This is a genomic window from Thiothrix unzii, from assembly GCF_017901175.1.
Classification (GTDB): domain Bacteria; phylum Pseudomonadota; class Gammaproteobacteria; order Thiotrichales; family Thiotrichaceae; genus Thiothrix; species Thiothrix unzii.
Map to the genome: position 1 here is coordinate 1,060,045 of NZ_CP072793.1, position 23,933 is coordinate 1,083,977.

21 protein-coding genes are annotated in these 23,933 nt (G+C 50.3%); 10 read left to right on the forward strand and 11 right to left on the reverse strand.

Translation table 11 applies throughout. The annotated features are described in order from the left end of the window. The first annotated feature begins 20 nt into the window (after positions 1 to 20). From J9260_RS05485 to J9260_RS05525, 9 genes are all read left to right on the forward strand, one after another. A complete protein-coding gene (locus tag J9260_RS05485; protein WP_210220027.1) occupies positions 21 to 395 on the forward strand; it encodes a hypothetical protein in 375 nt (124 codons plus the stop codon). Positions 396 to 468: 73 nt separating this feature from the next. Then, the gene (gene ribBA, locus J9260_RS05490; RefSeq protein ID WP_210220028.1) at positions 469 to 1,575 is read left to right on the forward strand and encodes a bifunctional 3,4-dihydroxy-2-butanone-4-phosphate synthase/GTP cyclohydrolase II; all 1,107 of its coding nucleotides are present in this window, start codon (positions 469 to 471) and stop codon (positions 1,573 to 1,575) included. 12 nt (positions 1,576 to 1,587) lie between these two features. Continuing rightward, positions 1,588 to 2,064: a 6,7-dimethyl-8-ribityllumazine synthase gene (gene ribH / locus J9260_RS05495; RefSeq protein WP_210220029.1), complete on the forward strand. Its 477-nt coding sequence runs from the start codon at positions 1,588 to 1,590 to the stop codon at positions 2,062 to 2,064. Between the two features lie 6 nt (positions 2,065 to 2,070). Next, positions 2,071 to 2,535 carry a transcription antitermination factor NusB gene (gene nusB, locus J9260_RS05500; protein ID WP_210220030.1) on the forward strand — a complete coding sequence of 155 codons (465 nt, stop codon included), beginning with the start codon at positions 2,071 to 2,073 and terminating at the stop codon, positions 2,533 to 2,535. A gap of 124 nt (positions 2,536 to 2,659) precedes the next feature. Then, a complete protein-coding gene (locus J9260_RS05505; protein WP_210220031.1) occupies positions 2,660 to 2,833 on the forward strand; it encodes a hypothetical protein in 174 nt (57 codons plus the stop codon). A gap of 81 nt (positions 2,834 to 2,914) precedes the next feature. Further along, positions 2,915 to 5,506 carry a leucine--tRNA ligase gene (gene leuS, locus J9260_RS05510; RefSeq protein ID WP_210220725.1) on the forward strand — a complete coding sequence of 864 codons (2,592 nt, stop codon included), beginning with the start codon at positions 2,915 to 2,917 and terminating at the stop codon, positions 5,504 to 5,506. Beyond that, on the forward strand, positions 5,506 to 6,012 hold the full coding sequence (locus J9260_RS05515) for an LPS-assembly lipoprotein LptE (protein WP_210220032.1): 507 nt from the start codon (positions 5,506 to 5,508) through the stop codon (positions 6,010 to 6,012). Before leuS ends, J9260_RS05515 begins: the two co-directional genes overlap by 1 nt. 150 nt (positions 6,013 to 6,162) lie before the next feature. Next, positions 6,163 to 7,764, forward strand: a complete 1,602-nt coding sequence (locus J9260_RS05520) for a hypothetical protein (RefSeq protein ID WP_210220033.1) — start codon at positions 6,163 to 6,165, stop codon at positions 7,762 to 7,764. An 84-nt stretch (positions 7,765 to 7,848) separates the two neighbouring features. Beyond that, positions 7,849 to 13,071 (forward strand): DUF7379 domain-containing protein, encoded by a 5,223-nt coding sequence (locus J9260_RS05525; RefSeq protein ID WP_210220034.1) that lies wholly within the window; start codon positions 7,849 to 7,851, stop codon positions 13,069 to 13,071. Here J9260_RS05525 and moaA read toward each other — a convergent pair. The 4 genes from moaA to J9260_RS05545 form a co-directional block, all read right to left on the reverse strand. Next, complete coding sequence (moaA, locus tag J9260_RS05530; RefSeq protein ID WP_210220035.1) at positions 13,068 to 14,075, reverse strand: GTP 3',8-cyclase MoaA; 1,008 nt, start codon at positions 14,073 to 14,075, stop codon at positions 13,068 to 13,070. The two genes, J9260_RS05525 and moaA, sit on opposite strands and share 4 nt — an antisense overlap. Positions 14,076 to 14,175: 100 nt before the next feature. After that, positions 14,176 to 15,003 carry a Fic family protein gene (locus tag J9260_RS05535; RefSeq protein ID WP_210220036.1) on the reverse strand — a complete coding sequence of 276 codons (828 nt, stop codon included), beginning with the start codon at positions 15,001 to 15,003 and terminating at the stop codon, positions 14,176 to 14,178. Between the two features lie 40 nt (positions 15,004 to 15,043). Beyond that, entirely contained in the window at positions 15,044 to 17,722 is a 2,679-nt protein-coding gene (locus tag J9260_RS05540; RefSeq protein ID WP_246499650.1) for a COR domain-containing protein, read from the reverse strand. Positions 17,723 to 17,806: 84 nt separating this feature from the next. Next, positions 17,807 to 18,244 carry a nucleotidyltransferase gene (locus tag J9260_RS05545; protein WP_093068666.1) on the reverse strand — a complete coding sequence of 146 codons (438 nt, stop codon included), beginning with the start codon at positions 18,242 to 18,244 and terminating at the stop codon, positions 17,807 to 17,809. Between the two features lie 296 nt (positions 18,245 to 18,540). Between J9260_RS05545 and mobA the strand changes: the two genes are divergently transcribed. Further along, entirely contained in the window at positions 18,541 to 19,689 is a 1,149-nt protein-coding gene (gene mobA, locus J9260_RS05550; RefSeq protein WP_246499652.1) for a molybdenum cofactor guanylyltransferase MobA, read from the forward strand. A 14-nt stretch (positions 19,690 to 19,703) separates the two neighbouring features. Here the strand turns inward: mobA and J9260_RS05555 are convergent, their stop codons facing one another. The 7 genes from J9260_RS05555 to J9260_RS05585 form a co-directional block, all read right to left on the reverse strand. Then, complete coding sequence (locus J9260_RS05555) at positions 19,704 to 20,090, reverse strand: hypothetical protein (RefSeq protein WP_210220037.1); 387 nt, start codon at positions 20,088 to 20,090, stop codon at positions 19,704 to 19,706. A gap of 243 nt (positions 20,091 to 20,333) precedes the next feature. After that, the gene (locus J9260_RS05560; protein ID WP_210220038.1) at positions 20,334 to 20,528 is read right to left on the reverse strand and encodes a hypothetical protein; all 195 of its coding nucleotides are present in this window, start codon (positions 20,526 to 20,528) and stop codon (positions 20,334 to 20,336) included. A 9-nt stretch (positions 20,529 to 20,537) separates the two neighbouring features. After that, a complete protein-coding gene (locus J9260_RS05565) occupies positions 20,538 to 20,768 on the reverse strand; it encodes a BrnA antitoxin family protein (RefSeq protein WP_210220039.1) in 231 nt (76 codons plus the stop codon). Further along, positions 20,765 to 20,923, reverse strand: a complete 159-nt coding sequence (locus J9260_RS05570; protein ID WP_210220040.1) for a BrnT family toxin — start codon at positions 20,921 to 20,923, stop codon at positions 20,765 to 20,767. Before J9260_RS05570 ends, J9260_RS05565 begins: the two co-directional genes overlap by 4 nt. Next, the gene (locus tag J9260_RS05575) at positions 20,920 to 22,140 is read right to left on the reverse strand and encodes an IS256 family transposase (protein WP_210217517.1); all 1,221 of its coding nucleotides are present in this window, start codon (positions 22,138 to 22,140) and stop codon (positions 20,920 to 20,922) included. Before J9260_RS05575 ends, J9260_RS05570 begins: the two co-directional genes overlap by 4 nt. 85 nt (positions 22,141 to 22,225) lie before the next feature. Next, entirely contained in the window at positions 22,226 to 23,326 is a 1,101-nt protein-coding gene (locus J9260_RS05580; protein ID WP_210220041.1) for a hypothetical protein, read from the reverse strand. After that, positions 23,326 to 23,925: an AAA family ATPase gene (locus J9260_RS05585; RefSeq protein WP_210220042.1), complete on the reverse strand. Its 600-nt coding sequence runs from the start codon at positions 23,923 to 23,925 to the stop codon at positions 23,326 to 23,328. Before J9260_RS05585 ends, J9260_RS05580 begins: the two co-directional genes overlap by 1 nt. Positions 23,926 to 23,933: the final 8 nt, after the last annotated feature.

The following is a 23,933-nucleotide window of genomic DNA, read 5'->3' on the forward strand; positions in this document are numbered from 1 at the left end:
ATTGCCAAGGAGCATTTACCATGAAATTATGTCGCTATATTGTGGTCACACTGGCATTAAGCAGTGGTTTAATCGGGTGCGCAAGTGTGCCGCCTGCTGAGCAATTACAGCGTGAAATGGCAGGCGTGGATAATTCCTCACCCACATTTGCTCAAGGTTACGCGGATGGCTGCCAAAGTGGTTTATCCGCAGGGGGCGATAGCCGCTTTGTGTATGTCAAAGACTTGAACCAAGCGAATCAAGCCGATTACAAACTGGGTTGGGAAGATGGCTTTCGCATCTGTCAATCGCGCCAAGTGCAACGTAACAATGCGCGGAATAGCTCCGACAGTTTCGGTGGCTTGCCTTTTCCCGGATTTCCGCGTACTGGGGTGACAATTGGGGTGCAGTTGTAGGTAGTGTTAGTCAGGATTTGTGTTTTCACGTACAATCACGCGCTTTTCACCCGCGACCACAGTCAGGAACCCTATGCAATTCAACACCACAGAAGAAATCCTCGAAGACCTCGCCGCTGGCAAAATGGTCGTTATTGTTGACGATGAAGACCGCGAAAACGAAGGCGATTTGTTGATGGTGGCATCGCTTACGCGCCCGGAAGACATTAACTTCATGGTTAAGGAAGGGCGCGGTCTGGTGTGCTTAACCTTAACGCGCGAACGTTGTAAGCAGTTGAATTTACCGTTGATGATTTCTGCGACCGATGAAGAACACCGCACCAATTTCACCATTTCCATTGAAGCGGCGGAAGGTGTAACGACCGGTATTTCAGCGTATGACCGGGCGCATACCGTGCGTACTGCGGTTGCACCCAATGCACAACCGCAAGATATTGAGCAACCCGGACACATTTTTCCATTGATGGCGCAACCTGGCGGGGTGTTGACCCGTGCCGGACATACCGAAGCGGGTTGTGATCTGGCGCGTTTAGCCGGTTTTGAACCTGCTGCTACCATTGTGGAAATCCTCAATGAAGATGGCACGATGGCGCGTCGCCCTGATCTGGAGCTGTTTGCGGAAAAGCACGGCCTGAAAATGGGGTCGATTGAAGATTTAATCCGTTACCGGGTGCAGAACGAAAAAACCGTCGAGCGTGTGTTCGAGCGCGATGTGCAAACCGATTACGGGCAGTTTCATTTGGTGGCATTCCAAGAGTGTGCCAAGCGTGATGTGCATTTAGCCCTCATTAAAGGCGAGATTACAGCGGATGCGGCAGTTTTGGTACGGGTGCATCTGGAAAATGAATTGTGTGATTTATTGTCCTTGAATGAGCCGGGTTGTGGCTGGCCTTTGCGCAGTGCGATGCAACACATTGATGCTGCCGGTGGCGGGGTCATTGTGATTTTGCGTAATGTGGGGCAGACAGAAAATGTGCTTGAACAGCTGAAAGGGTTTGAATCCCGACCCGTTGTACAAGACAATAGCCACTCTTCGCCAGCCGAACTGAAAACTTACGGTATTGGTGCGCAAATCTTATCCGATATTGGCGTGCGCCGGATGCGGGTAATGAGTGCACCGAAGCGTTTCCACGGAATCGCGGGTTTCGGTCTGGAAATTGTTGAATATGTTCATGATTGATTGGGAATAGCTATGGGCTGCAATATTATCGAAGGTGATTTCGCACCGCAGGAAGCAAAATACGGCATCGTCGTTGCGCGTTTTAACAGCTTTATCGTCGAGAGTCTGTTGTCGGGCGCGATTGATGCGTTAAAGCGTCACGGTGGCGTGAAAGAGGAAATGATTGATGTGGTGCGTGTGCCGGGTGCTTACGAGTTACCTTTAGTCGCACAAGCAATGGCAGCCAATGGCGATTACGATGCCATTATTGCCTTGGGTGCAGTGATTCGTGGCAGCACCCCGCATTTTGATTTTGTCGCGGGTGAAGCTTCCAAAGGGCTGGCAAGCGTGGGCATGAGCCATGAATTGCCGGTAATTTTCGGTGTGCTGACCACAGACACCATTGAGCAGGCAGTGGAACGCGCTGGTACAAAAGCAGGCAATAAAGGTGCGGAAGCCGCCTTGTCAGCGATTGAAATGGTTTCATTGCTGCGTAAGATCAGGAAATAACCACGAATGGCTGGACGCAAACCCCTTACCGAATCTCAGCAACTGATCGCCGGTCGTCGTGTGGCGCGGCGGTTAGCGATGCAGGGTGTTTATCAATGGCTGATTACAGGCAATAGTTTTCGCGATATTTACCTGTATTTTCAGGAAGAAACAGAACTGGCGGCGGATTTCCGCAAGTCAGATTCGGCGTTTTTCCACAAGCTGTTGAAAGCCAGCATTGAGGGCGGTGAGGAACTGGAAAACCGGATTTCCCCTCACCTTGATCGTAAATTGGCACAAGTTGACCCCATTGAACACGCTTTGTTACGGGTAGCGACTTGCGAGTTGCTGTATCACCCTGAAACACCGTACAAAGTGGTGGTTAACGAGTACATCAATATGGCGAAAAAATTTGGTGCGGAACAAGCACACAAATTTATTAACGGCGTATTGGACAAAGTAGCGGCTGAAATTCGTCCTCACGGGCGTTAACCGCATTGACAAGGGCGCGTGTATTGCGCCCTTGCTTTCCACACACCTTCCATCGGCTCTACACATTTTCTGCAAATCTCAGCGTTATGCTTGTGGCATTCGTGAAATGTTGAGGAAAATACTGATGATCTCCCCTTTATTGCCCACTGCACGTCGGGCGCACGTATTGCCTGTTTTATTACGGTTGCATACTCATAAACCTTACGGTTACGCGGCGATTCGCCCAGAGCAACGTGGGGTACGGTTACAACGTTGGCAAGGCCGCTTAGAACGCTTATTTTCAAAGCAAGAATATTGAGAAGAATTGCGAGGTATTGTCGGCTATAATCGGCGGCTTCTATAACCTGACAGTTGAAGTAGCCCGTCCATGAGTAGTGCCATGCAGGAACAGTACAGCCCGCAAACGTTAGAACCCCAAGTTCAGCAATTTTGGGATGCTAACCGTGCTTTTGAAGTCAAGGAAGACCCTGATAGAGAAAAGTATTACTGCCTTTCGATGTTCCCGTATCCGAGCGGGGTGTTGCACATGGGGCATGTGCGTAACTACACCATTGGCGATGTGATTGCACGCTTTCAGCGGATGCGCGGTAAAAACGTGCTGCAACCGATGGGTTGGGATGCGTTTGGTTTACCTGCGGAAAATGCGGCGATTAAAAACAATACAGCACCAGCGGCTTGGACGTATAAAAATATCGACTACATGCGCACCCAGCTTAAATCAATGGGCTTAGGGATTGATTGGTCACGTGAAATTGCGACCTGTACCCCGGAATATTACCGTTGGGAACAGTGGTTTTTTACCCAGTTGTATGAAAAAGGCTTGGTTTACCGCAAAAAATCCACGGTGAACTGGGATCCGGTGGATCAAACTGTGTTGGCGAATGAACAGGTGATTGACGGGCGCGGCTGGCGTTCCGGGGCATTGATTGAGCAGCGCGAAATTGATCAGTGGTTTCTGAAGATTACCGCCTATGCCGATGAATTATTAGAAGAAATTAATAATATGCCGGGTTGGCCTCAGCAAGTGCGTACCATGCAGGAAAACTGGATTGGGCGTTCTGAAGGGGTTGAGCTGGAATTCGGTTTGCAAGGTTCTGACAGTAAACTGAGTGTGTTTACGACCCGCCCTGATACCTTAATGGGGGTTACTTATGTCGCGGTGGCGGCACAGCACCCTTTGGCGTTGCAATCGGCGGTGAGCAATCCCGACTTGGCGGCGTTTATTGACGATTGCAAGCAGGTTAAAGTTGCCGAAGCTGATATGGCAACGATGGAAAAGAAAGGCATGGCAACCGGCGCGATGGCGATTCATCCGCTCACGGGTGAAGCTGTGCCGGTGATGGTGGCGAATTTTGTGCTGATGTCTTACGGTTCGGGCGCGGTGATGGCAGTTCCGGCGCACGATCAGCGCGACTGGGAGTTTGCACAGGCTTACGGTTTAGCAGTGAAGCAGGTGATTGCGTCGCTTGACGGGCGTGAGGTCGATTTAAGTGCCGCGGCTTTTACAGAAAAAGGGGTGCTGATTGATTCGGGTGAGTTTAGCGGCCTTACTTCAGCCGAAGCTTTTGAAGCCATTGCTAACCACTTGACTGCAAATGCTAAAGGACGGCGGCGGGTTAACTTCCGGTTACGCGATTGGGGCGTTTCCCGCCAACGTTATTGGGGTTGCCCGATTCCGATTATTTACTGCGATGATTGTGGTGCAGTACCTGTCCCTGAAAAAGATTTGCCGGTGGTATTGCCGGAAGACGTGACGTTTGATGAAACGGGCGGTTCACCAATTAAGCGGATGCCGGAGTTTTACCAAACGACCTGCCCGTGCTGCGGTAAGCCTGCAACTCGCGAAACCGATACGTTTGACACGTTCTTTGAGTCATCCTGGTATTACGCACGTTATACCTGCCCTGATAGCAACGAGGCGATGCTGGATTCACGCGCTAATTATTGGTTGCCCGTTGACCAGTATATCGGTGGTATTGAGCACGCTATTTTGCACTTGTTGTATTCGCGCTTTTTCCACAAATTAATGCGTGATGCAGGCATGGTGGAATCTGACGAGCCATTTAATAACTTGCTGACCCAGGGCATGGTATTGGCTGAAACCTTTTTCCGCGACAAAGAAACCGGCGGTCAGGATTGGTTCGCGCCGAATGCGGTAAGCGTTGAGCGTGATGACAAAGGGCGTGTGGTAGGTGCTACCTTGCTGGCAGACGGACAGTCGGTGCAGGCGGGTGGTGTCACCAAAATGTCCAAGTCCAAGAATAACGGGGTTGACCCACAGGAAATGATTGAGAAGTTTGGGGCGGATACCTTACGCCTGTTCTCAATGTTTGCCGCACCGCCGGATCAAAGCATGGAGTGGTCGGATTCTGGGGTGGAAGGAGCGCAACGCTTCTTGCGTCGTTTGTGGAAACAAGTGTTTGACCACCTAGCTTTGGGCGCGACAGTTGCGTTAAACGTGGGCAGTTTGGACGATGCGCAACAAGCGTTACGCCGCAAAGTGCATCAAACCGTGCAAAAAGTCACCGACGACATGGCGCGTCGTCACACGTTTAATACTGCCATCGCCGCTAATATGGAATTGTCGAACGACATTGCACGGTTTACCGATGAAAGCGAGCAAGGCCGGGCGGTACGTCATGAGGCGTTGGAAAAAGCGGTACTGATGTTAGCACCGATTATTCCGCACATTTGCCATACGTTGTGGAATGCCTTGGGTGATAACGCAGCAGTGGTCGATGCATCTTGGCCGGAAGTCGACAGCGCGGCATTGGTGCAAAATACGCTGGAATTGATTGTGCAGGTCAATGGCAAGGTTCGTGGCAAAATCCAAGTCAGTGCCGCGACTAGCGAAGATGACATCAAAGCAGCGGCGTTGAGCAACGAGAATGTGTGCAAATTCCTGTCCGGCGTGACGGTGCAAAAAGTCATTGTGGTCAAAGGTCGTCTGGTTAATATAGTGGCAAACTAATGAAACAAATCGCTTCGTTTTGCGGAATACTGGTGTTGTTAGCAGGTTGCGGGGAACCGTTTCATCTGCGCGGCAACACGTCGATGCCAAGCTTACAGCAAGGCGTTTATTTGCAGGGAATGAATACCCCGGCTGAGTTCGATCAAGCCTTGCGCCAAGGTTTGGAACGTGCCGGAGCCAGTATTAAACAAGACCCTAAAGCGGCGCAACTGACTGTTACCGTTAATAGTTACGATGAAAAGCGCACGGTATCGGGGTATTCCTCAACCCGGCAGGTGCGTGAATTTAATCATGCGTTGGATGTGAGTATTCGGGTTAGTGGTGAAGGTGTAACCGACCCGACAGAAGCGCGTTCAGTGCATGTGGAACGCACCCAGATCTACGATGGTACGAGCGTACTTGGCTCATCCGAAGAAGAAACAACGATTAAGCAGGATTTGCGGCGTGAAGCGGCGCGGTTGCTATTGTTGCGGGTGCGGGCGGCAATTTCAAGCGCGGCGAAATAGTTTGCAGGTTTAGTGCCGCATTGCTGCATCTTTGATTGCGATAGACCAATTATCAAGGCGGAGCCGGTTTTTTGATGGCGAGAAAGCTGGTAAAGCCTTGATCTTCAGACTACATTTAGTGGGTGTCTATACCGCAGCGAGGATGTGAGCATGAATACCTTTAATAACCAAAAGATCAATGCATTTCTCCAAGCGTTACACAGCAATCCTGCTGAAGTAATGCAACAAATCCCCCCCAAATACGATCAGCAAGGCGAACCGTTGCTGGTCAATAGCCCCGCTACTACCACCGAAGCCAGCAGCACCGCATGGAATCAAGGCCGCGATAATTTACGCGCTGAGGTCATGGGGGAAACTGAAACGACGCGCTCGGCTTATGCCGCTAACGATAATCCGCGTAACCTAGTGGATAAGTTTACCCACGAAACCTTAGCAGCCATTGATGCGGCTGGCTTAAAGGCGGCACGTTTGGAACAGCAACCCTGGAGTGGTGATTACTGGGCAACCGCTAGTGGTGGTTTGAGTAATCGTTATGCAGGCTGTATGCCCGGTGGCTGGCAGGAAGGTTTTGATTACATTCGTAACCACCCGTCTAAAGTAATCCTGAAAAGTGGCAGCGAAGTTTGGGTAAACGAGCTTTCCCCAGCCGAAAAATACGATGCCTTGGTCGGTGATGCGAACGAAACTTTGACACGGCGTTCTTGGTTGGATGGCAAGCCGTATTTTGATAAGCACGGTGAAGTACCCGGTTGGTTTGGGATTTGCCACGGCTGGGCTCCTGCTTCGTTCATGTTGCCGCGTCCCTTGAAAAGCATTAAATTGTTGACCCCTGATAATATCACTTTGACGTTTTACCCTTGTGAAATCAAAGCATTGGCTTCTTTATTGTGGGCAAAATCCGCACCGCGTACCCGTTTTATTGGGGGGCGTTGTAATACCGAAAAGCCCGTTTTTGATGAAACCATTGGGCGGGTAGCAACCTTGCATAACCCGTTTTTGGCGGAAGAAATTACCTCTAGCGAATGGTATACCCCAGATCCCGAAACGCCTGCACCCGGTACTGTTGAGGTGTCACTATCCAGTGAAAGTTGGAATGAAGAAACGGGTGAGGTTGCCGGACGTGAAGGCGGGCGACCTACCGCCGCAGAATGCGTGGATTCCAACCCCGGAGCTTGGCATTTGGCGATCGTGAATCAAATTGGAGTTTCCAAACGCAGTATGGTGATGGATGCCAGTTTCGATTTTCAGGTGTGGAACCAACCGTTGTTAGGCTACCGTTATACCTATTTTAACCCGCAAACTTTGCATCAAACTGATGTATTAGCTGAAGCTACGGTGTCACGCGCGGCTTTTACTAACGATATTTTCCGCAAATATCGCAGTCCCAAAGCGGCGACAGTGGTGGGGATTGTGATGCGCGTTACCTATATGGGTGAAACCGGCAATGATCATACCGAACTCGATACCCCGGAAGCGGATGCGCGGATCGACGTGGATTACTACTACGATTTAGAAATGGATACGGGTGGTAAAATCATCGGTGGCGAATGGTATACCAATCAACATCCCGACTTTTTGTGGACACCGCCTGTGGATGGGCGTGCAGTAAGCCGTTACGAAGCGTTGGCTACCGGCACTTGGCAAGCAGGGCAGGCAGTTCCTACCAGTTGGCGTGCCGCAGCAGTAAAGGCTTCCGCTGATTTATCGCCGTTAGCAGCTATTGTTGAACAGATGATTAAACTGGCTCAGTAATTAATCCATACGCTCAATCATCCTAAAAATTCCGAGGAATGCATGGAAATCATTAAAGTAAGTGGCAAATTGACAGGGAAAAACATGCCACAACCATTAGCGGGGGAGTTCGCGGGTATCGTCAATATCAGCTATCACCAAGAGGTGATGCTGGATACCCAAGAACGCAGTTTCAGCAAAGCCAGTGAGGTCGAGCTTACCGAGGTAACGCCCGATACCTTGCTGGAGCTGGAATTTGAGGGTGGCTATAAGCGTTGGATACGGGCGCAGGCGTTAACCCGGCAAACCCTCAAAACGGCGAAATTCCTGCGGGTACTAACCATCAGCTTGCCTGAGGGTATGACGACGGAAACGCTGTTACAAACCCTGGAACAGCGGCAAGTGTCTGCGCCGGGTTTGTGTCAGTGCGCGGATACCAGCGCGTTAACCCTGCAAGCGGTGCAGGGCGAAGCGGTACTCGATAACAGTAAACCAACCTTAGTATTGCTTCACGGTGCATTCGCTAATACCCGTGGCAGCTTCGGTGCGTTGTGGGAATCCCGTGAAGGTTACAATGCCAGCGTGTGGTTAAAACGTCTGTTTACCCCGTATGCGGGGCAAGTCTTTGCCTTTGAACACCCCACTTTAAGCGTGAGTCCGGTGCGTAATGCGGTGCAGTTATTGCGTCAGTTACCTGCGAATGCCCGCTTGCATCTGATAACGCATGGGCGCGGTGGTTTGCTTGGGGAATTGTTGTGTCAAGGCACGTTGCAACGCCGTGCAGCAACGGCTGATGCAGCATATACCGATACCCAGACGATTTTCAGTGATAAGGAATTACGCGGGTTTGAGGATGAAACCCAGCGCAGCGATGCCGAAGATTTGCGTGAATGTGCGCGACTGCTGAGTGAAAAGAATATTCGGGTCGAACGGTTTGTGCGGGTGGCTTGTCCGGCGCGTGGTACGGCATTAATTACCGAGGCATTAGAAAATACCCTGTCGGTGCTGTTTAATGCCTTGGATGTGACGCGCATCGGACGTTTGCAGGATGCGGCACAATACGTGCGTTTGGCGTTGCTGGGTGTATTGCAGAGTCGTCAGAGTGTGCAAGCCGTTCCCGGTTTAGCCGCAATGATGCCGACCGCGCCATTGATTCGGTTATTGAATCGCCCAGGTGTGCGGGTGCGCGATTCTGCGTTGGTAGTGATTGCGGGCAATGCCAAGGTTTCCAGCGTGTTGGGGCAATTGAAACCGTGGGTAGCCGAGTGTTTTGCGGGTGAACCCAATGACTTCGTGGTGAATACCCTCAGTATGTACGGCGGTTTGGAACGCACTTCCGGCAAATATTTTTACCCTGATCAGCGCGATAGCAGCAGCCATTTCGGATATTTTCGGGATGCGCAGGTGTTGGAGCGGGTGCTGCATGGCCTGACTCACCCGGAGCAGGACGCGCTATTGCAATATTTACCCGTGCAAGTGCGGGCTCCCGCGATTGAGCGTTCCGCACAGTCTGCCGTTGATAATACCAATGTGGTGTATTTTGTCCCCGGTTTCATGGGATCAAGCTTGTTGGTTAATGAACGTCCAGTGTGGTTGGACATGGGTGAGTTGAGCTGGGGCGAGTTCACCAGTTTGAAAATTACCCAGGCGGGCGTGCAAGCAGGCGAGGTTTTAAACGTTTACCGCCCGTTATTGAACGCTTTAGCAGGCACGCATCGGGTGGAAACCTTTACTTACGATTGGCGGCGTTCGGTGCTGGATGCGGCGCGTGATTTTGGGGAAAAGCTTAAGCAGGCACTGGACGAGGCGCAACAAGCCCAACGTAAATTGACCGTGCGGTTGCTGGCACATTCCACTGGCGGCATGGTGCTAGTCGCGCTCATGAGCGAATTGCCGAGTTTGTGGAAACGCTTGCAGGAAGAAGCTGATTGCCGTTGTGTATTGCTGGGTACGCCGTTGCAGGGAAGTGTTGCGGCGGTGCAAATGGTCATGGGCAAACACCGTTTAATCCGTTTACTGGATTTGCTCGACGGTAAAGCACTCGAAGAAAAAGCTTTCGCAGCACAGTTTGCGGCATGGCCAGGTTTGCTGGAGCAGTTACCGGAAAGCTATTTGCAGGAAGCGCGTTGGCAAACGTTGTTAGGCGACGATTTTGAAAACTGGGCAGCGCGGCGTTTATTACCGCAAGCACAACAAGTCCGGGCGCAATTACGGGCGGTAACGCTGGATACGCAACGGGTGTTGTACGTGCATGGCAAAGCTCCGTTGACTCCTTCCGCTGTGGTGATGGATGACGTAGCACCTCGCTTTAAAGCGGCGGGGGAGGGCGACGGGGTAACGCTGTATTCCAGTGTCAATTGGCGCGGGCAGCAATGGTTTATGCCGGTGGAACACGGGTGCTTGGCAACCCAACCGGAACATTTCCCGGCACTATTGAGCTTATTGACGGAAGGCAAAAGTCATCAGTTGGATCAGGTTCCGCCACAAACGACCGCCGCAGGTGAGCAATGGTTGCCGACGATTGAAGCGGAATTATTCCCGGATGAGGCGGAGTTACAAGCGGCTGCCTTGGGTTATCACACGGTAATGACCCAAGAAGAAGTGCGCCCGCAGATTGAAGTGCGGGTCATGCACGGCGATTTGGAATACGTAGCGCACCCGATTGTGGTCGGGCATTACGACGGCGATGGCATTGTCAGCACCGAGCGGGTTCTCGATAAATGTTTGGGTGGGCGACTCAGTGAGCTGATGCGTTTGGGGCAGTATCCCGGACAGCTCAAAACCTCCGAAGTGGTGCTTAACCCCGGCAAACGTCCCGGTGGCGCGGTGGTAGTGGGTTTGGGCGAAGTGGGTAAATTGACCCCCAGTTATTTGATTGCCAGCGTTGCCGATGCTTTGGTGTATTACGCGCTGACGGTGCGCAGCCATTTAGGGAATGCGGCAACTAAAAGTGTTACTGAAGTTACCCCGGTACACGTTACCAGCTTATTGATTGGTACGGTGGCGGGTGGGGTGAGTTTGGCGGATTCGATTGCGTCGATTTTACGTGCCTTCGGACGCGCCAATCTGGTTCTCGAAAAAACCGAGCAAAACGCCAGAGTGCGCTTGGGCAGTCTGGATTTTCTGGAGTTGTACGAAGACCGGGCGGTGGAAGCCGCGCGTTTGGTACGCTGCATGACCACTTACCCGGAATTTCGTCGTGACTTTAAAGCCAGTACTTTAATGGGGGTGTTGCCGGGGAATCGTCGGCGTGTGATGTACCGTGACGGTGGCAGTTGGTGGCGACGGTTACAGATTGAAACCTATGACGAGGGTTTGAAATACACTGCGTTAACCGACCGGGCGCGTGCGGAAATGCGCTTGCAGGCTACCCAGCGTAAGTTCGTGGATCAGTTCATCAATAAAGCCGTTGCGACTAGCAAAGCTGATCCTGAATTGAGCAAAACCTTGTTTGAATTGCTATTGCCCACCGAAATCAAAGAACAAGCCCCGCAAGGTGAAAATCTGGTGTTGGTGCTGGATGAAGAAACGTCCGCCTACCCGTGGGAGTTATTGCACGACCGCCGCAGCCCGGAATCGCAGCCCATGTCGGTGCGTTCGGGGATGTTGCGTCAATTGGTGGTGGAACAGCCGCGCCGGGTGCGCAGTACCAGTAAAGACATGGCTTTGGTCATTGGTGATCCGCCCGTGGATGCAGGGTTTGTGCAATTGGATGCGGCGTATCAAGAAGCAAACACTATTACCAATTTGCTGGGTAAATGGGATTTTCAGGTTGTCAGTAAAATCCGCAAACCCTCGATTGAAATTGTCACCGCATTGCTGGCAGAAGATTACCGCATTGTGCATTTAGCCGGTCATGGGGTGTATCAATACGAGCCGCCGGGTGCGCCGGGGAAACTCGTCACCGGTATGGTGTTGGGTGATGGCGCGTTTTTGACAGCGGCAGAAATTACGCAAATGGGCTGCGTGCCGGATTTTGTGTTTATCAATTGCTGTCATTTGGCGAAGATGGATTTCAGCCCGCCCGCAATACACGATGCGGTAACGCAAAATCGCAGCAAATTAGCGGCGAGTTTCGCTAAGCAATTGATTGAACTGGGGGTGAAAGCAGTAGTGGCGGCAGGTTGGGCGATTGACGATGCTGCTGCGCAAGTGTTTTCCGAAACCTGTTACAACGTATTGTTACGCGGGGAAACTTTTGGCTCGGCGATTGTGGAAGCGCGGCGTGAAGCATGGCGGTTGCACTCCAACACCAATACGTGGGGGGCGTACCAGTGTTACGGCGACCCCGAATACCGTTTGCGCCCGTTGAATAACCGTGACGGACACAGTGCCCAGCAAACCGATCAGTGGCAATTTGTGGCAGAAGTCGAGGCAATTGCGGAATTGCAGAATTTGAGCAATGCGGCGGATACCTCTAACCCGGACGAATACCCGTTGTTACAGGAGCGTTTGGCGTTGTTGCACAAAGCGATTCCTGCTGATTGGCTGACGCATTCGCTGGTGTTGTACGCGCTGGGTCGGGCTTACGGCAAGCTGGATAAGTACATGGAGGCATTAGAGGCTTACCGCGTTGCGATTGAATCCCCAGATTCTGATTACCCGCTGCGCTTGTTGGAAGACAAAGTAAATCTGCAAACTTCGTTCGCGCTGGCGTGTGCGTTGCATCCGCAAACCGTATTGCCGCCCGCTTGGTTGGAAGACGCGCCCACCTGCGAGCAACTGATTACGCACTTGCTGCAAGACAGTAAATTGTCGTTAGCGCATTTGGAAAAACTCGGTTCAAGCCTTGAACGCATGGAAGAGGAGGGCAAATACTACAAGCGTTTAGCGATGATTGTGACCGACGATAAGCGCACCCAAGCTTTGCGGGAAATGGAAGCTGCCTATAAACGTGCGCACGAATTCGCGCTGGAAAAAACCGGGCAGGTGGCAGTTTACCCGTTAATCAACTGGTTAACCGCACGCATGGTACGCTGGCGGCGTGAAAATATTAAACAGCTAGACCGCATTGAAATGAAGGAATGGCTCGATAAAGCACAGGAACAAGCGGATAAAGCGGAACGGCGTTCCCCGAATTTCCTCACCGGAATTGCGGTGGCAGAATGCGCTTTACTGCAATATTTGTTGAGTGCGCGGCTCGAAGAAACGGTGCAACTTGAACGCATCGGTAGCTTTTACGCCGAAGCGATTGCCCGTGGTGCGGCTCCGCGCAAGAGCCGTTACGTGTCGGAGCATTTAACTTTTGTGCGCTTAATGCTGGAAGGGTATCTAGCGGAAAACGTGGTGGATAGCCTGCACCAAATGGAGGGGCGGTTAGCGGTTTAGCCGCCGGTAGCACTCATATGACGGAAAATGACGGGCTGGCCTTGCAAGTTAAATTCGTGGCCTTGCGGTTTGAGAGCCATTGATTCCAGCAAGGCTGCCCGTACTGCTGAGTCATCACTTGGGTTTTCTCGCAACACACGGCGTAAGTCCATTGAGTGTTCCTGTCCTAAACACAACAGTAAGCGTCCTTCCGCCGTGATGCGCACCCGGTTGCAGGTGTCGCAGAAATTGTGGCTGTGTGGGGAAATAAACCCCACGCACTGCGCATTGTCCTCACGCCGGAAATAGCGTGCAGGCCCGCCGGTATTATCGGCTATTTCGTGCAAAGGGAATTGCTGGCGTAAATCACGCAAGATTTCATCGCTGGAATAATACGCTTCCGCGCGGTCATGATCGCCGATAATTCCCATCGGCATTTCTTCGATAAAGGTAATGTCCATGCCGCGTTGATGGGCAAACGTGACCAAATCCAACACTTCGTCGTGATTACGGTGCTTTAAAATCACTGCATTGAGTTTCACCCGCTGAAAGCCCGCCGCTAACGCCGCATCAATCCCGGCGAAGACTTTGTTAATGTCGCCCAAACGTGTCAGGGTATTGAAACGTTGCGAATCAAGTGTATCAAGGCTGATATTGATGCGGGTCACACCCGCCGCTTTTAAATCGTTGGCATATCGCGCTAATTGCGTGCCGTTGGTGGTTAAAGTCAGATCGTGCAAGCCTTCAAGTTTCCCTAAATCATTGAACAGCTTGAGAATATTGCGGCGCACCAGCGGCTCACCTCCGGTAATACGGATTTTGTGAACGCCAAGTTCCACAAAGGCTTTGCCTAGTCGTGCCATTTCTTCCAGCGTTAGCAATTGTTCACGCGGCACAAACGTCATGTCTTCCGACATGCAATACACGCAGCGCAAATCACAACGGTCTGTTACCGATAAGCGCACGTAAGTCACTTGCCGCCCGAAACGGTCAACCAACGTTGTGGGGTTAGCACTCGTATCCATTACCACTTTATCTCCTGCACCGCATCCCAAATGACCACTTTACACAGCCCGCCTTGGAAAGGAAATTAGTCTCTTGTTGGAAACAGGAATAGTGATCAAGCTAACGCAACTCTTCCAGAATCACCCGCTGCGTATCCAACATGGAATCGGCAATGAAATCCAAAAAGGGTTCGATGTCACCCCTATCTGCTGCTGCGAGAGCTTGCAGGTAAAGCCGCCGTTTGGTGGTGCGCACAATCACGGGGGTATAGCCTTGTATCAGCAGGATCAGGTTCATCAATATCCGCGCTCCACGCCCATTGCCATCGTCGAAGGGGTGAATCCGCACCATATTGTAATGGGCAATCCCTGCGACTGTGACCGCATGAAGCTGGTTCAGATTTGAGTTTACCCAATCGCATAATTGCTGCATTTCCAGCGGAACTTGTAACGGCTCGATGTAATGATGGATTGAACCGTCCTGTTGTAACACATGATTCGGCTGCGATTTGTACTGCCCCGGTGTGGCGGGCTTTTGTACCCGTTGCCCTTGGGAATTCAGTGCAGGGGTAGATTGCACGCCAGCCAGCAACAGCGCATTGAGTTCCTTGATCAGCCCTTCGCTGATGGCGCGTTTTTGTGCTACCACATCAAATAGCAGGTCGATGGCTTCGGCATGGTTGCGGGCATCGAGAAAGTCCTTGAACGGCTTGCCTTCTACCGTTAGCCCTTCCTGCAAAAAGAAGATGGTTTCGCTTAGCGTCAGGGTGCTGCCTTCGATGGCGTTGCTGTCATACGTCCATTCGGCGCGGAGCTTTTGCTGGATGGGTTGCCAGTGGTCAGGCTGTTGCGCACGCAAACGCTGGATGTCGGCTTGTGCGGCATCAATGGTTGCCAGTTTGCTGGTCAACTGGGTTGGGGTTTGGAGCTGGTAGGAAGGGTTTTGCATACGTTGCACTTTTAGCATATTTACCAACAACACCGTTAGTTTAGGAAAGCAAAGCCGCTGCCGCCGTCACTGCTGTCCCTATCGCTGCCTGATGTTCAACAACGAATCCGCCAACATCGGTCATGTCTTTGGCAACGTTGGTGAGTTCATGGATGCCGCTCCAGAGTTTGCCCAACACCGATTGGCTTTTCTCTGTTGGTTGCTTTTCGTCGGCTTTGACCGCTTTGCGCACATCGTAAACGGCTTCCAGCACATCGTCGGAGAGGTTGGCTTTATGGCGTAGCATTTCATCCAGCACGGAACTGATGATTTGGCGTTGGTCGGCTGTCACCGTGAAAGTTGGTTTATTGACATTGGTCGTTTGAGCGAAGTTTTGGCTCTTCGGCGCAAAATTAGATCCATCGCCTCCGTCCATGTTGAATGTATCGCCGTGATGGTGATGTACTTCTTTGCCTGCCATTTCTCTTACCTTTTGGAAAAGTTGGTCGTAACTGTTGATTTGCCCCAGTACCTTCACCAATTCCTCACCGGAATGCACCGATAACAGTTGTTGCGTTTCGCCTGAAACAAAGGGCTGGATGTGTTCCAAGCGGATGCCGTTGGGGCTGACTACCACATCCTTCAAGCTCCTAATAAACGCGCCCAGCAAGTCTGCGAAATTCCGTAACTCGCCAACCAACACCATTTCGATGCTGCCTTTACGCAGCAGGTATTGCACCACGGCTTGGGCATTGCGGGTACGCAAAATAAAACCTTGTCGCCAGATGTCATCGGTTTGGCGGATACCGACTTCAGTGTGTGGATTGAATAGCTTGTGTACCAGCCGTGCGTGGAAACCAAGCGGCAGGTAGGGCAGGTCGAAACGAATCACCAAACCTTGATCATCCGTCAGCAATTTACTGGCTTCAGGTTGCTCATTAGCACGAGCAGCATCTGGGAAGAAATAACCATCTCCCGTTTCCAGCTTACGGCACAAGGAACGCTTTTGCAAAAACTTGACCAAATAGGTGATATGTTGCGCTTTGATTTTATCCTTGAACTCACGCTGCAAGTCTTTCAGCTTCAATACACCTTTGGCTTCGCGCAATAAAGGCGAATACAACACTGCATAGGCATGATCGACTGCCCAAGCGGGTTTCAGGCAGTAATGCTGATCGTCACTGTCAACACGCACCAGAAAGCCAAGTTGATCCAATTTATTGGTCAGGATTTCCGCCGCATCTGGCCTGCCTGTCACCTGTTCGATAATCTCATCCAGATCAACCGATTCCAGAAACACATCATCCTGATACTGTTGTTGCAAGGCTTCGTTGACATCTAGCGTTTCTTTCAACACCATACGCTGGCTATCAAGGCACACCTGTTCAAGTATTTGGACAAAATCCTGTAAACCAGATGCTTTTGGATCATGACAAGAGAAATAGAAAAAGCCCTTGTCCAACAGGTCGGGAAACTCGCGTAATAAACGTGCTTCGTTCTGATGGGTTTCGCAGGTTTCATACCAGTTAGTGACCAGCAATACTTTAGCTTGTTTGCCCGCCAAATGCCTGATTTGGTGTAACCATTCGTCTGGGGCTTGCTCGTGGCGGCTATCCACTACCAGCACATACACGCAGTTTTCATGTAAAAAGGCACTGTGTAAACCGTGAAATATCGTTTGCCCTCCGAAGTCCCACAAGTACAAATCCAGTGGCTTTTCGCCCTGCTGTAAATAATCAAAAGTACCGTATAAATTCAGTGGTTGGTGATTCAGGTAATCCACCCCAACCGTCGGCTTCTTGCCCTGCTCCACTGGCTTGCCCTGCAAGCGGTCTGCCAGAGAACTTTTACCTGCACCGCCCGGTCCAAGCAGTAATACCCTGACTGCGTGGATGTGTTCTGCTTCCTTGTCGCCACCTAGAATCAGGCGGCGTAAAGCTGCCGGGTCATTGAGTTCCGCGTCTGAATATTCTTTGAGGTAGTTCATAGCATGAGGCTCTAGCGGCCTGCTTTCCCACAAAGCATTTAGGTCATCCGCCAGAAAATCTAAGTCAAGTTGCCTTAATTCAGCATCCAACGTTTGCCGCCATCGCATAACTTCGGCTGGCTCTCCACCTCCCATACCCAACCATTTTCTAGGCCAAAGCGGCTGGCTGCACCACCAGCTAGCGGTCAAGCCGTTTTGCTGCAAAAGTAGTTTATAATCGGCGTCGGCAGCATCGGTAACGGCAGCGGTGGCTATGGCTGAAGTAGCTGAGGCAGCGGTAACTCTGGCTCTGGTGTAGGCATCGGTATCGGCATAGGCGTATGTGTAGAGGTCGGAGGTAGTGGCAGAGGCTGCTCTGGCATAGGCTCCAGTGTCAGTGACGACATAGGCAATGGCTGTAGTGGCTGTAGCCGCCGTAGCAGCGGCTGCGGACGCGGCGGCTGTAGCAGTAATAGCGGTGACGGAGCCTTTGGTTTTGGCTCTGTCATAGGCGGTAGTGGTAGCAACTATATCGGCAGCAGCAGCAACAGCCACCAAATTGGGGGCATCTACCCATTGCGCCAAGGCCAAACACGATCGGCACACGGCATACACATGCCTTACTGCTTGCGTCCCCCATACTTTTTCAATTGGCATCCCTCCCAAAAAAGGTACAGTCCGCAATGCATTGCGCCACGCATACCACACCAGCGCATCATGCCCCTTCTCGTGATAGAGCTTTTCAATGTCTGCTTTGGATGGGAAATCTGCCATACAAGCCCGGCTTTGTGGTTAGGAAAGATGCGGGCATTTTGGCACGGATAGGAAAAGTATTCAGCAACTTACACACGCTGTCTATTATGTCAGATTACGCAAATCCTCAAGATCTTTCGGCCTACCACTCGCCGCCTTGTTTTTCTTGAAATCCTCAAGACTGATGACGTGAACAGTCAGACCACCATATTCCACATCCAAACGTTGGGAATAACTGCTGGAGAAATCCACTCCATCCGGTTGGGTGAGCAGATCAATGCGCAAGGGCGGGTAGCCAAGCTGGATGACATTACCCAGCTTGGTGAAATCGTCGGTACTCAAATCAAGTTCGCCGAAGCCAAACGCCTCCAACACCGCCATGACCTTTTCGGCATTGACCTGCTCAGGCTTGACCCAAATATCCATGTCGCCGGTATAGCGCGGATAGCCGTGAATACCGAGCGCATAGCCGCCAACCAACAGGTATTCAACCCCGTGATTGTTCAGTAACTCGATAAACTCTTTGAAGTCGCGGTGGAACATCTTTACGGAAACTCAAATAAGATTGGCGGAGCATTTCAATGGCATCAATGCGTTCTGCAACCGGGCGCGTAACCCAATACTGGTAGTCAGACGGTTGGTCTTTATTGGTGGTGATGCATACCACCTTCCTGATCATGCGCGGAGCGGGTGCGGCTTGTTCCATACTGATCCCGGTTGCCTGTGAACTGAAGGTTGATTATAGCATTGGCATTCCCCACCTGCACCGCATCCCAAATGACCACTTTACACAGCCCGCCTTGGAAAGGAAACTACCCCCTTTTAGGAACGGATTCACCATGATGACGAATACGGGCAAGCTTATTACGGGTGTGATTTTGGCGGGTGGTCAAGGCAGTCGGATGGGCGGGCTGGATAAAGGCTTGTTGGTATTGCAAGGTCGTCCGTTGGTGGAGCACTTGTTGGATGCGTTGCGACCGCAAGTTGATGCGATCTTAATCAGTGCCAACCGCAATCAAGCCCGTTACCAGCAATACCAGCACCCGGTTATCAGCGATGAATTGAGTGGTTATCAAGGCCCGTTGGCAGGTTTTGCCGCTGCGATGCAACACGCTACCACGCCTTATGTACTGATTGTGCCGTGTGATGCGCCAGTGATTGCGCCGGATACCGCCGCGCGTTTATGGCAAGCTTTGCAGCGTGAGTCAGCGGAATTGGCGGTGGCGCATGATGGCGAACGTTTACAGCCGGTACACGCACTGATTCCGGTAAGTTTATTGCCGAGTTTGCAGGCGTTTCTGGCTAATGGCGACCGTAAAATCGACTTGTGGTATGCCCAACATCGGGTGGCGATGGTGGATTTCAGCGATTACCGCACCATGTTCCGCAATATCAATACTCCGGCGCAGCAAACGGCGATGGAACAAACGCCAGTCAATGCGCCAGTCACTGATCAACGCACGGCGGATTTGGCGATTTTGGGGTTATGCGCATGGAGTGGGGCGGGTAAAACTACCTTAATGACGCATTTAATCAAACACCTGAAAGCGGCGGGTTTGCAGATAACCGTGATTAAGCACGGGCATCACCAAATTGAGCTGGATACGCCGGGTAAAGATACCTACCGTTTTCGTGAAGCGGGGGCGGATCAGGTGTTGCTGGCATCGCGCAAACGCATCGCGATCATGCAGGAATGCAAAACCCAACGCGAACCCGAATTAGCGGATGTGCTGCGTTTCATCAACTGCGATTGCGCCGATTTGGTGCTGGTGGAAGGCTTTAAACACACCACGATTCCCAAGATTGAAGTGCATCGCCCCAGTGTCGGCAAACCGTTGCTGTACCCTGACGATAGCAGCGTGCTGGCAGTGGCAACCGATGACCTGACGCTTGATCTGCCACCGCACCTCGCTAAACTCGACCTCAACCAACCCGACACTATTGCGGCTTTTATTCTGCAATGGCTGAAACGTCACCCGCGACGGTAAAGGCAACATGACCCTTACCAAGCATTCCCGTCCAACACAAAAACCTCGTAGGTTTGGGTCGCGCCTTCGATGATGTCCGGCCCGGCAATGGTAGTGTGGTTGGTGGTGCGCACCGCGAAGGTTTTCAGCATGACCGAACGCATATCGGCTGGCCTGTTAGCGGCGGGGAGTGCCAGTGACAAGACTACAGTGCGCAAATCGGGGATCGTCTCCATCATCACAGAAACCATCAACCCGGTGGGCGTTTCTTGCAGGGAAATGTCCTTCCCGGAAAACTTACGTTCGCCTTGCGCATCGTTGTACGTCAGCTCCGGCGCGGCGGGGTCATCCCCAAGGAAATACAGGGTGATGCCGTCACCTTCGACATGATAGGTTTTCACCTGCACCAGTTCGTTGCTCATAATGTCACCTCTTATCTTTATCGTGTTTGTACACCTTGAGTATAGTCCGGGGTGCAGTATCCTCGCCCGTTCTTTGGACGGAAGCGTTTTAGCGGCGGGAATGCTGGCGGATCGTCGCCTCGTCCAAGCCGGTTTCACGGAACAGCTCGACCCACTGGGTTTTGGTCATGTTGGTGTTTGGCATAATGCATTCCTGTTGTTGATTGGAACAGGGGTAGGCTAAAGGGTGAAGTGGTAGACGGGTCAAGGGATTAAACGCAGCTCATGCACCAATCTGTTCACATCTTCGTCGGTCAAATCGGCAGTACGCGGGTTGCTTGCATGACGCTTGCAGTAGTTTTCATACCAAGCGGCGGCATTTTGATCTTGTAAACCTTGTGTATCTTTCAGCAACGTGTCGAACTGATTTTGTGCTTCTGATGAGATCACCTTGGGCATGTTTGTCTCCTAGTAAACAGGTAACACACCTATTATAGCTGCTTTAGGAATTCGGGTTTTACTGCTACGCTTTTGTGCCTTCAATGCTTCGTTGATCAAGCTTTGGTAATTGCTACCGCCTTCCACCTGTTTCCGAAACCAGTCAACCACGTCAGGATCAAGCCGGATGGTGATTTTTTCTTTGTTGGTCTTGATGACTGCGCCGCGTTTGCCGCCGCTAACATCGTACTGTTCTTTCATGTGCCACCTGAAAATTGCGTGCGTTCTTTGGGGTCTGCCTTGCGAGCAGAAATAATGTGGATAACGTCGCGGTAGACATGAACCACCACGACTACGCGGATCTTGACATCCAGATCAAAGAGTCTGTCAAATAAACTGTGTAACACGTTTTTCATAGGGCGGAGAGCGGAACCCGCTCTTCACCGAACATAAGTAAAAAAGTCTGCAAAGCGGGTTTCCAGTGGTGAATGACCGACCACTTTTGCGAGGCTTCGCGTACCGCCAAATACAGGCTTTTGAGGGCTGAACTGTCATTGGGAAAGATGCGCCGGTTGCGGGTAAACTTGCGCAAACTCATGTTCAGGGATTCAATCGCATTGGTGGTGTAAATCACTTTGCGGATCTCCGGCTGGAACTGGAAAAACGGGATGACATTCGCCCAGTTACCGCGCCATAGACGCACGACTGCTTTGTATTTGTTACCCCATTCGGTGTCGAGGGCTTCCAGTTCGTGTTCGGCTTCTTCAGCAGTGCTGGACTGGTAAATGCGCTTGAGGGCAGCGACCACACCTTTGGTATCCTTGGCGGTGACGTAGCGCAAGCTGGCGCGAACCATGTGTACCATGCACAACTGGGTCAGCGTTTTGGGGAAGACCGCGTTGACGGCTTCAGGCAAGCCGTTTAAGCCATCCATGCACGCCACGTAGATGTCTTGTACGCCCCGGTGGCGTAGTTCCGTCAAGACCGATAACCAGAACTTGGCACCTTCATTTTCTGCCAACCAGATGCCCAACACGTCCTTTTCACCGCGTAAGTTGACCGCCAATACCACATGGGCTGATTTATTGATGACCTGCTTATCTTGTTGAACTTTAACGACAATCCCATCGAGCCAGACAATCGGGTAGATATTATCCAGTGCTCGCGTCTGCCACGCTTTAGCTTCGCCCTGAACGGCTTCGGTTACTTCCGCGATCAGCGTATGCGAGATGTCCACCCCGTACAGGCGTTTGATCGTGTCTTCGATGTCGCGGGTGGTCATGCCTTTGGCGTACAGCGTCAGGATGTGTTCTTCCATCCCTGCTAACCGTATTTGGCGTTTTTGTATCAACTTCGGCTCAAAGCTGCCATCACGGTCACGCGGTGTCTCTACCTGCAACTCACCAAATTCGCCTTTGATGGTCTTGTTGCCTTTGCCGTTACGGGTATTGCTGCGCCGTTGCCCGGCTTCGCTACGCTCACCCTTGTCGTAGTTTAGGTGCACATCCAATTCGGCTTCCAAGCTGCGGTTGATCATCCGCTGCAAGAGCTGGCTGTAAAGGTTTTTGACATCAGCAGGCGTTTTGCAATCGCTGAGTAAGTCATCCATGAGTTTCGGGTCGAGGCGTTCCATGTTACTGCTCCTTCTTGGGATTCACGTTATATAGCAGTTACACAGTTCAGTTTACAGTCTCAGATCAAAGGGAATGGCAATGTAACTAGGAACGTGCTTTTCTACTTGGAAACGCACACCCCCAATTAGCAACTAACTTTCCTATTTCTATCCAATATGGATAACCCCCCTTATCAACATTCAATGCTTTAATATTAACCTCATTAATATGCTTAACGAAGTTTTTTAATAAATTTTCACCAAATCCTTTGACTTCTAAACAATTTCCACAGTCTGAACACTCTTTTTCAGATATACAGTCTTTGTTTTTAAATCCATTATAGTGATTGAATGCATCTAAATAAAAAGGACCATACACTGAATCCAATTCAATTGCTTTCTTTAAGGAAATCCCATTTTTATGGTCGAGAAACAATCTTAGTTCAGGATTGTTGCGAGCAATGCGAGCAAGCAAGTCATAGTTATCAATATACTCAGATGAATAATTTTCTTCTCGCAGAACAGTTTCTATAATATTTAATGGCAACAGACATTCGATTTCATGCACATCTAGTATTTTAACAAATGTTTTTCCATTCAAACCCCGATCATGAATTGAAAATTGTGCCGAAGTACTTCCTTCGGAGCCTGATGGATGTTTCTTGTCGTTATCAACTATACAAAGACAAAATAAATCACTATTTTTCAATGAGTCATATATTCTTTTAACTTGGCTTCCTCCGCCACTGCGACCATCAAAAGTTATCCTTGTATTAATACCATATTCTTTTACATAGAATCCTCCCATCTTTAAGTAAACATCTATATCCAAAGAGTTTTCAGCCAGAAATACAACCGGATTAACACTGGTGAATAAATTGAAATACGAGGTATCCAATTTAATTACACTCTTATCTCCCTGGCTGATGATGTTACACCCTGAGTAACAAAAATCGATCTCCACAATAATGTCAAATAAATTCAAAAGCTGTTGATATTCAGACATAGTATCAAATATATCAACAGCAATACACCGATCAATTTTACAAAACATCGGACTATTAATTATGTCTCTTATAGTATTCTTATCAAAAAATACCAAATTATTTCTATCGCCATGCGACCTCAATAAATTTGACAAAGCACGAAATTCATTGCTCTCATCACCGTATTGACTAGGGCTGCAATTTTTCACTGAAAAAATCATCAGAGTCTCCCAGAAAAAAAACCAACAGGCCAGTGATTCAAATATCCTTGCTCATCAAAATCAGAAAAGCTTATAACTGTTCCTTGGTTACTTTCTTTCTGGAAAAGTACGATATTAACATCATCTTTTTCAATAATTTTATCTTCTATACAGTCACCTAAAGTATCCACCATAGTTTTACTGTGTGTTTCAAAAATTATTCTAAGACCTAACCCTTTATCTTTGGCAATAGTTACTATTCTCGAAAATAATATTGATAATTTCGCCTGATATTCAGGATGCAAATGCAGTTCTGGCTGCTCAATAACAAATATTATATATTTGCCTTTTTTATTTCTTTTGAATATTTCCAACCATAGTGAAGCAATTATGGGAAGAACCTGAGAATATCCAAAGCCCATATCATTAATATTATATTCTTGGTTGTCTGTTTCGGATTCTATTTTAATTGAATAATGCAAGCCAACGCTTTCCACCCAAACAAAAAAACCAAAGTTTTCTTTTGTCCATCTAGAAAAGCTCTTTTTTTCATATTCAGTGAGTGACTTAAGAAGAACAGCGAGATTAGAACCTGATGGATCAATTTCATCAATTTGCAAGTCTTGGT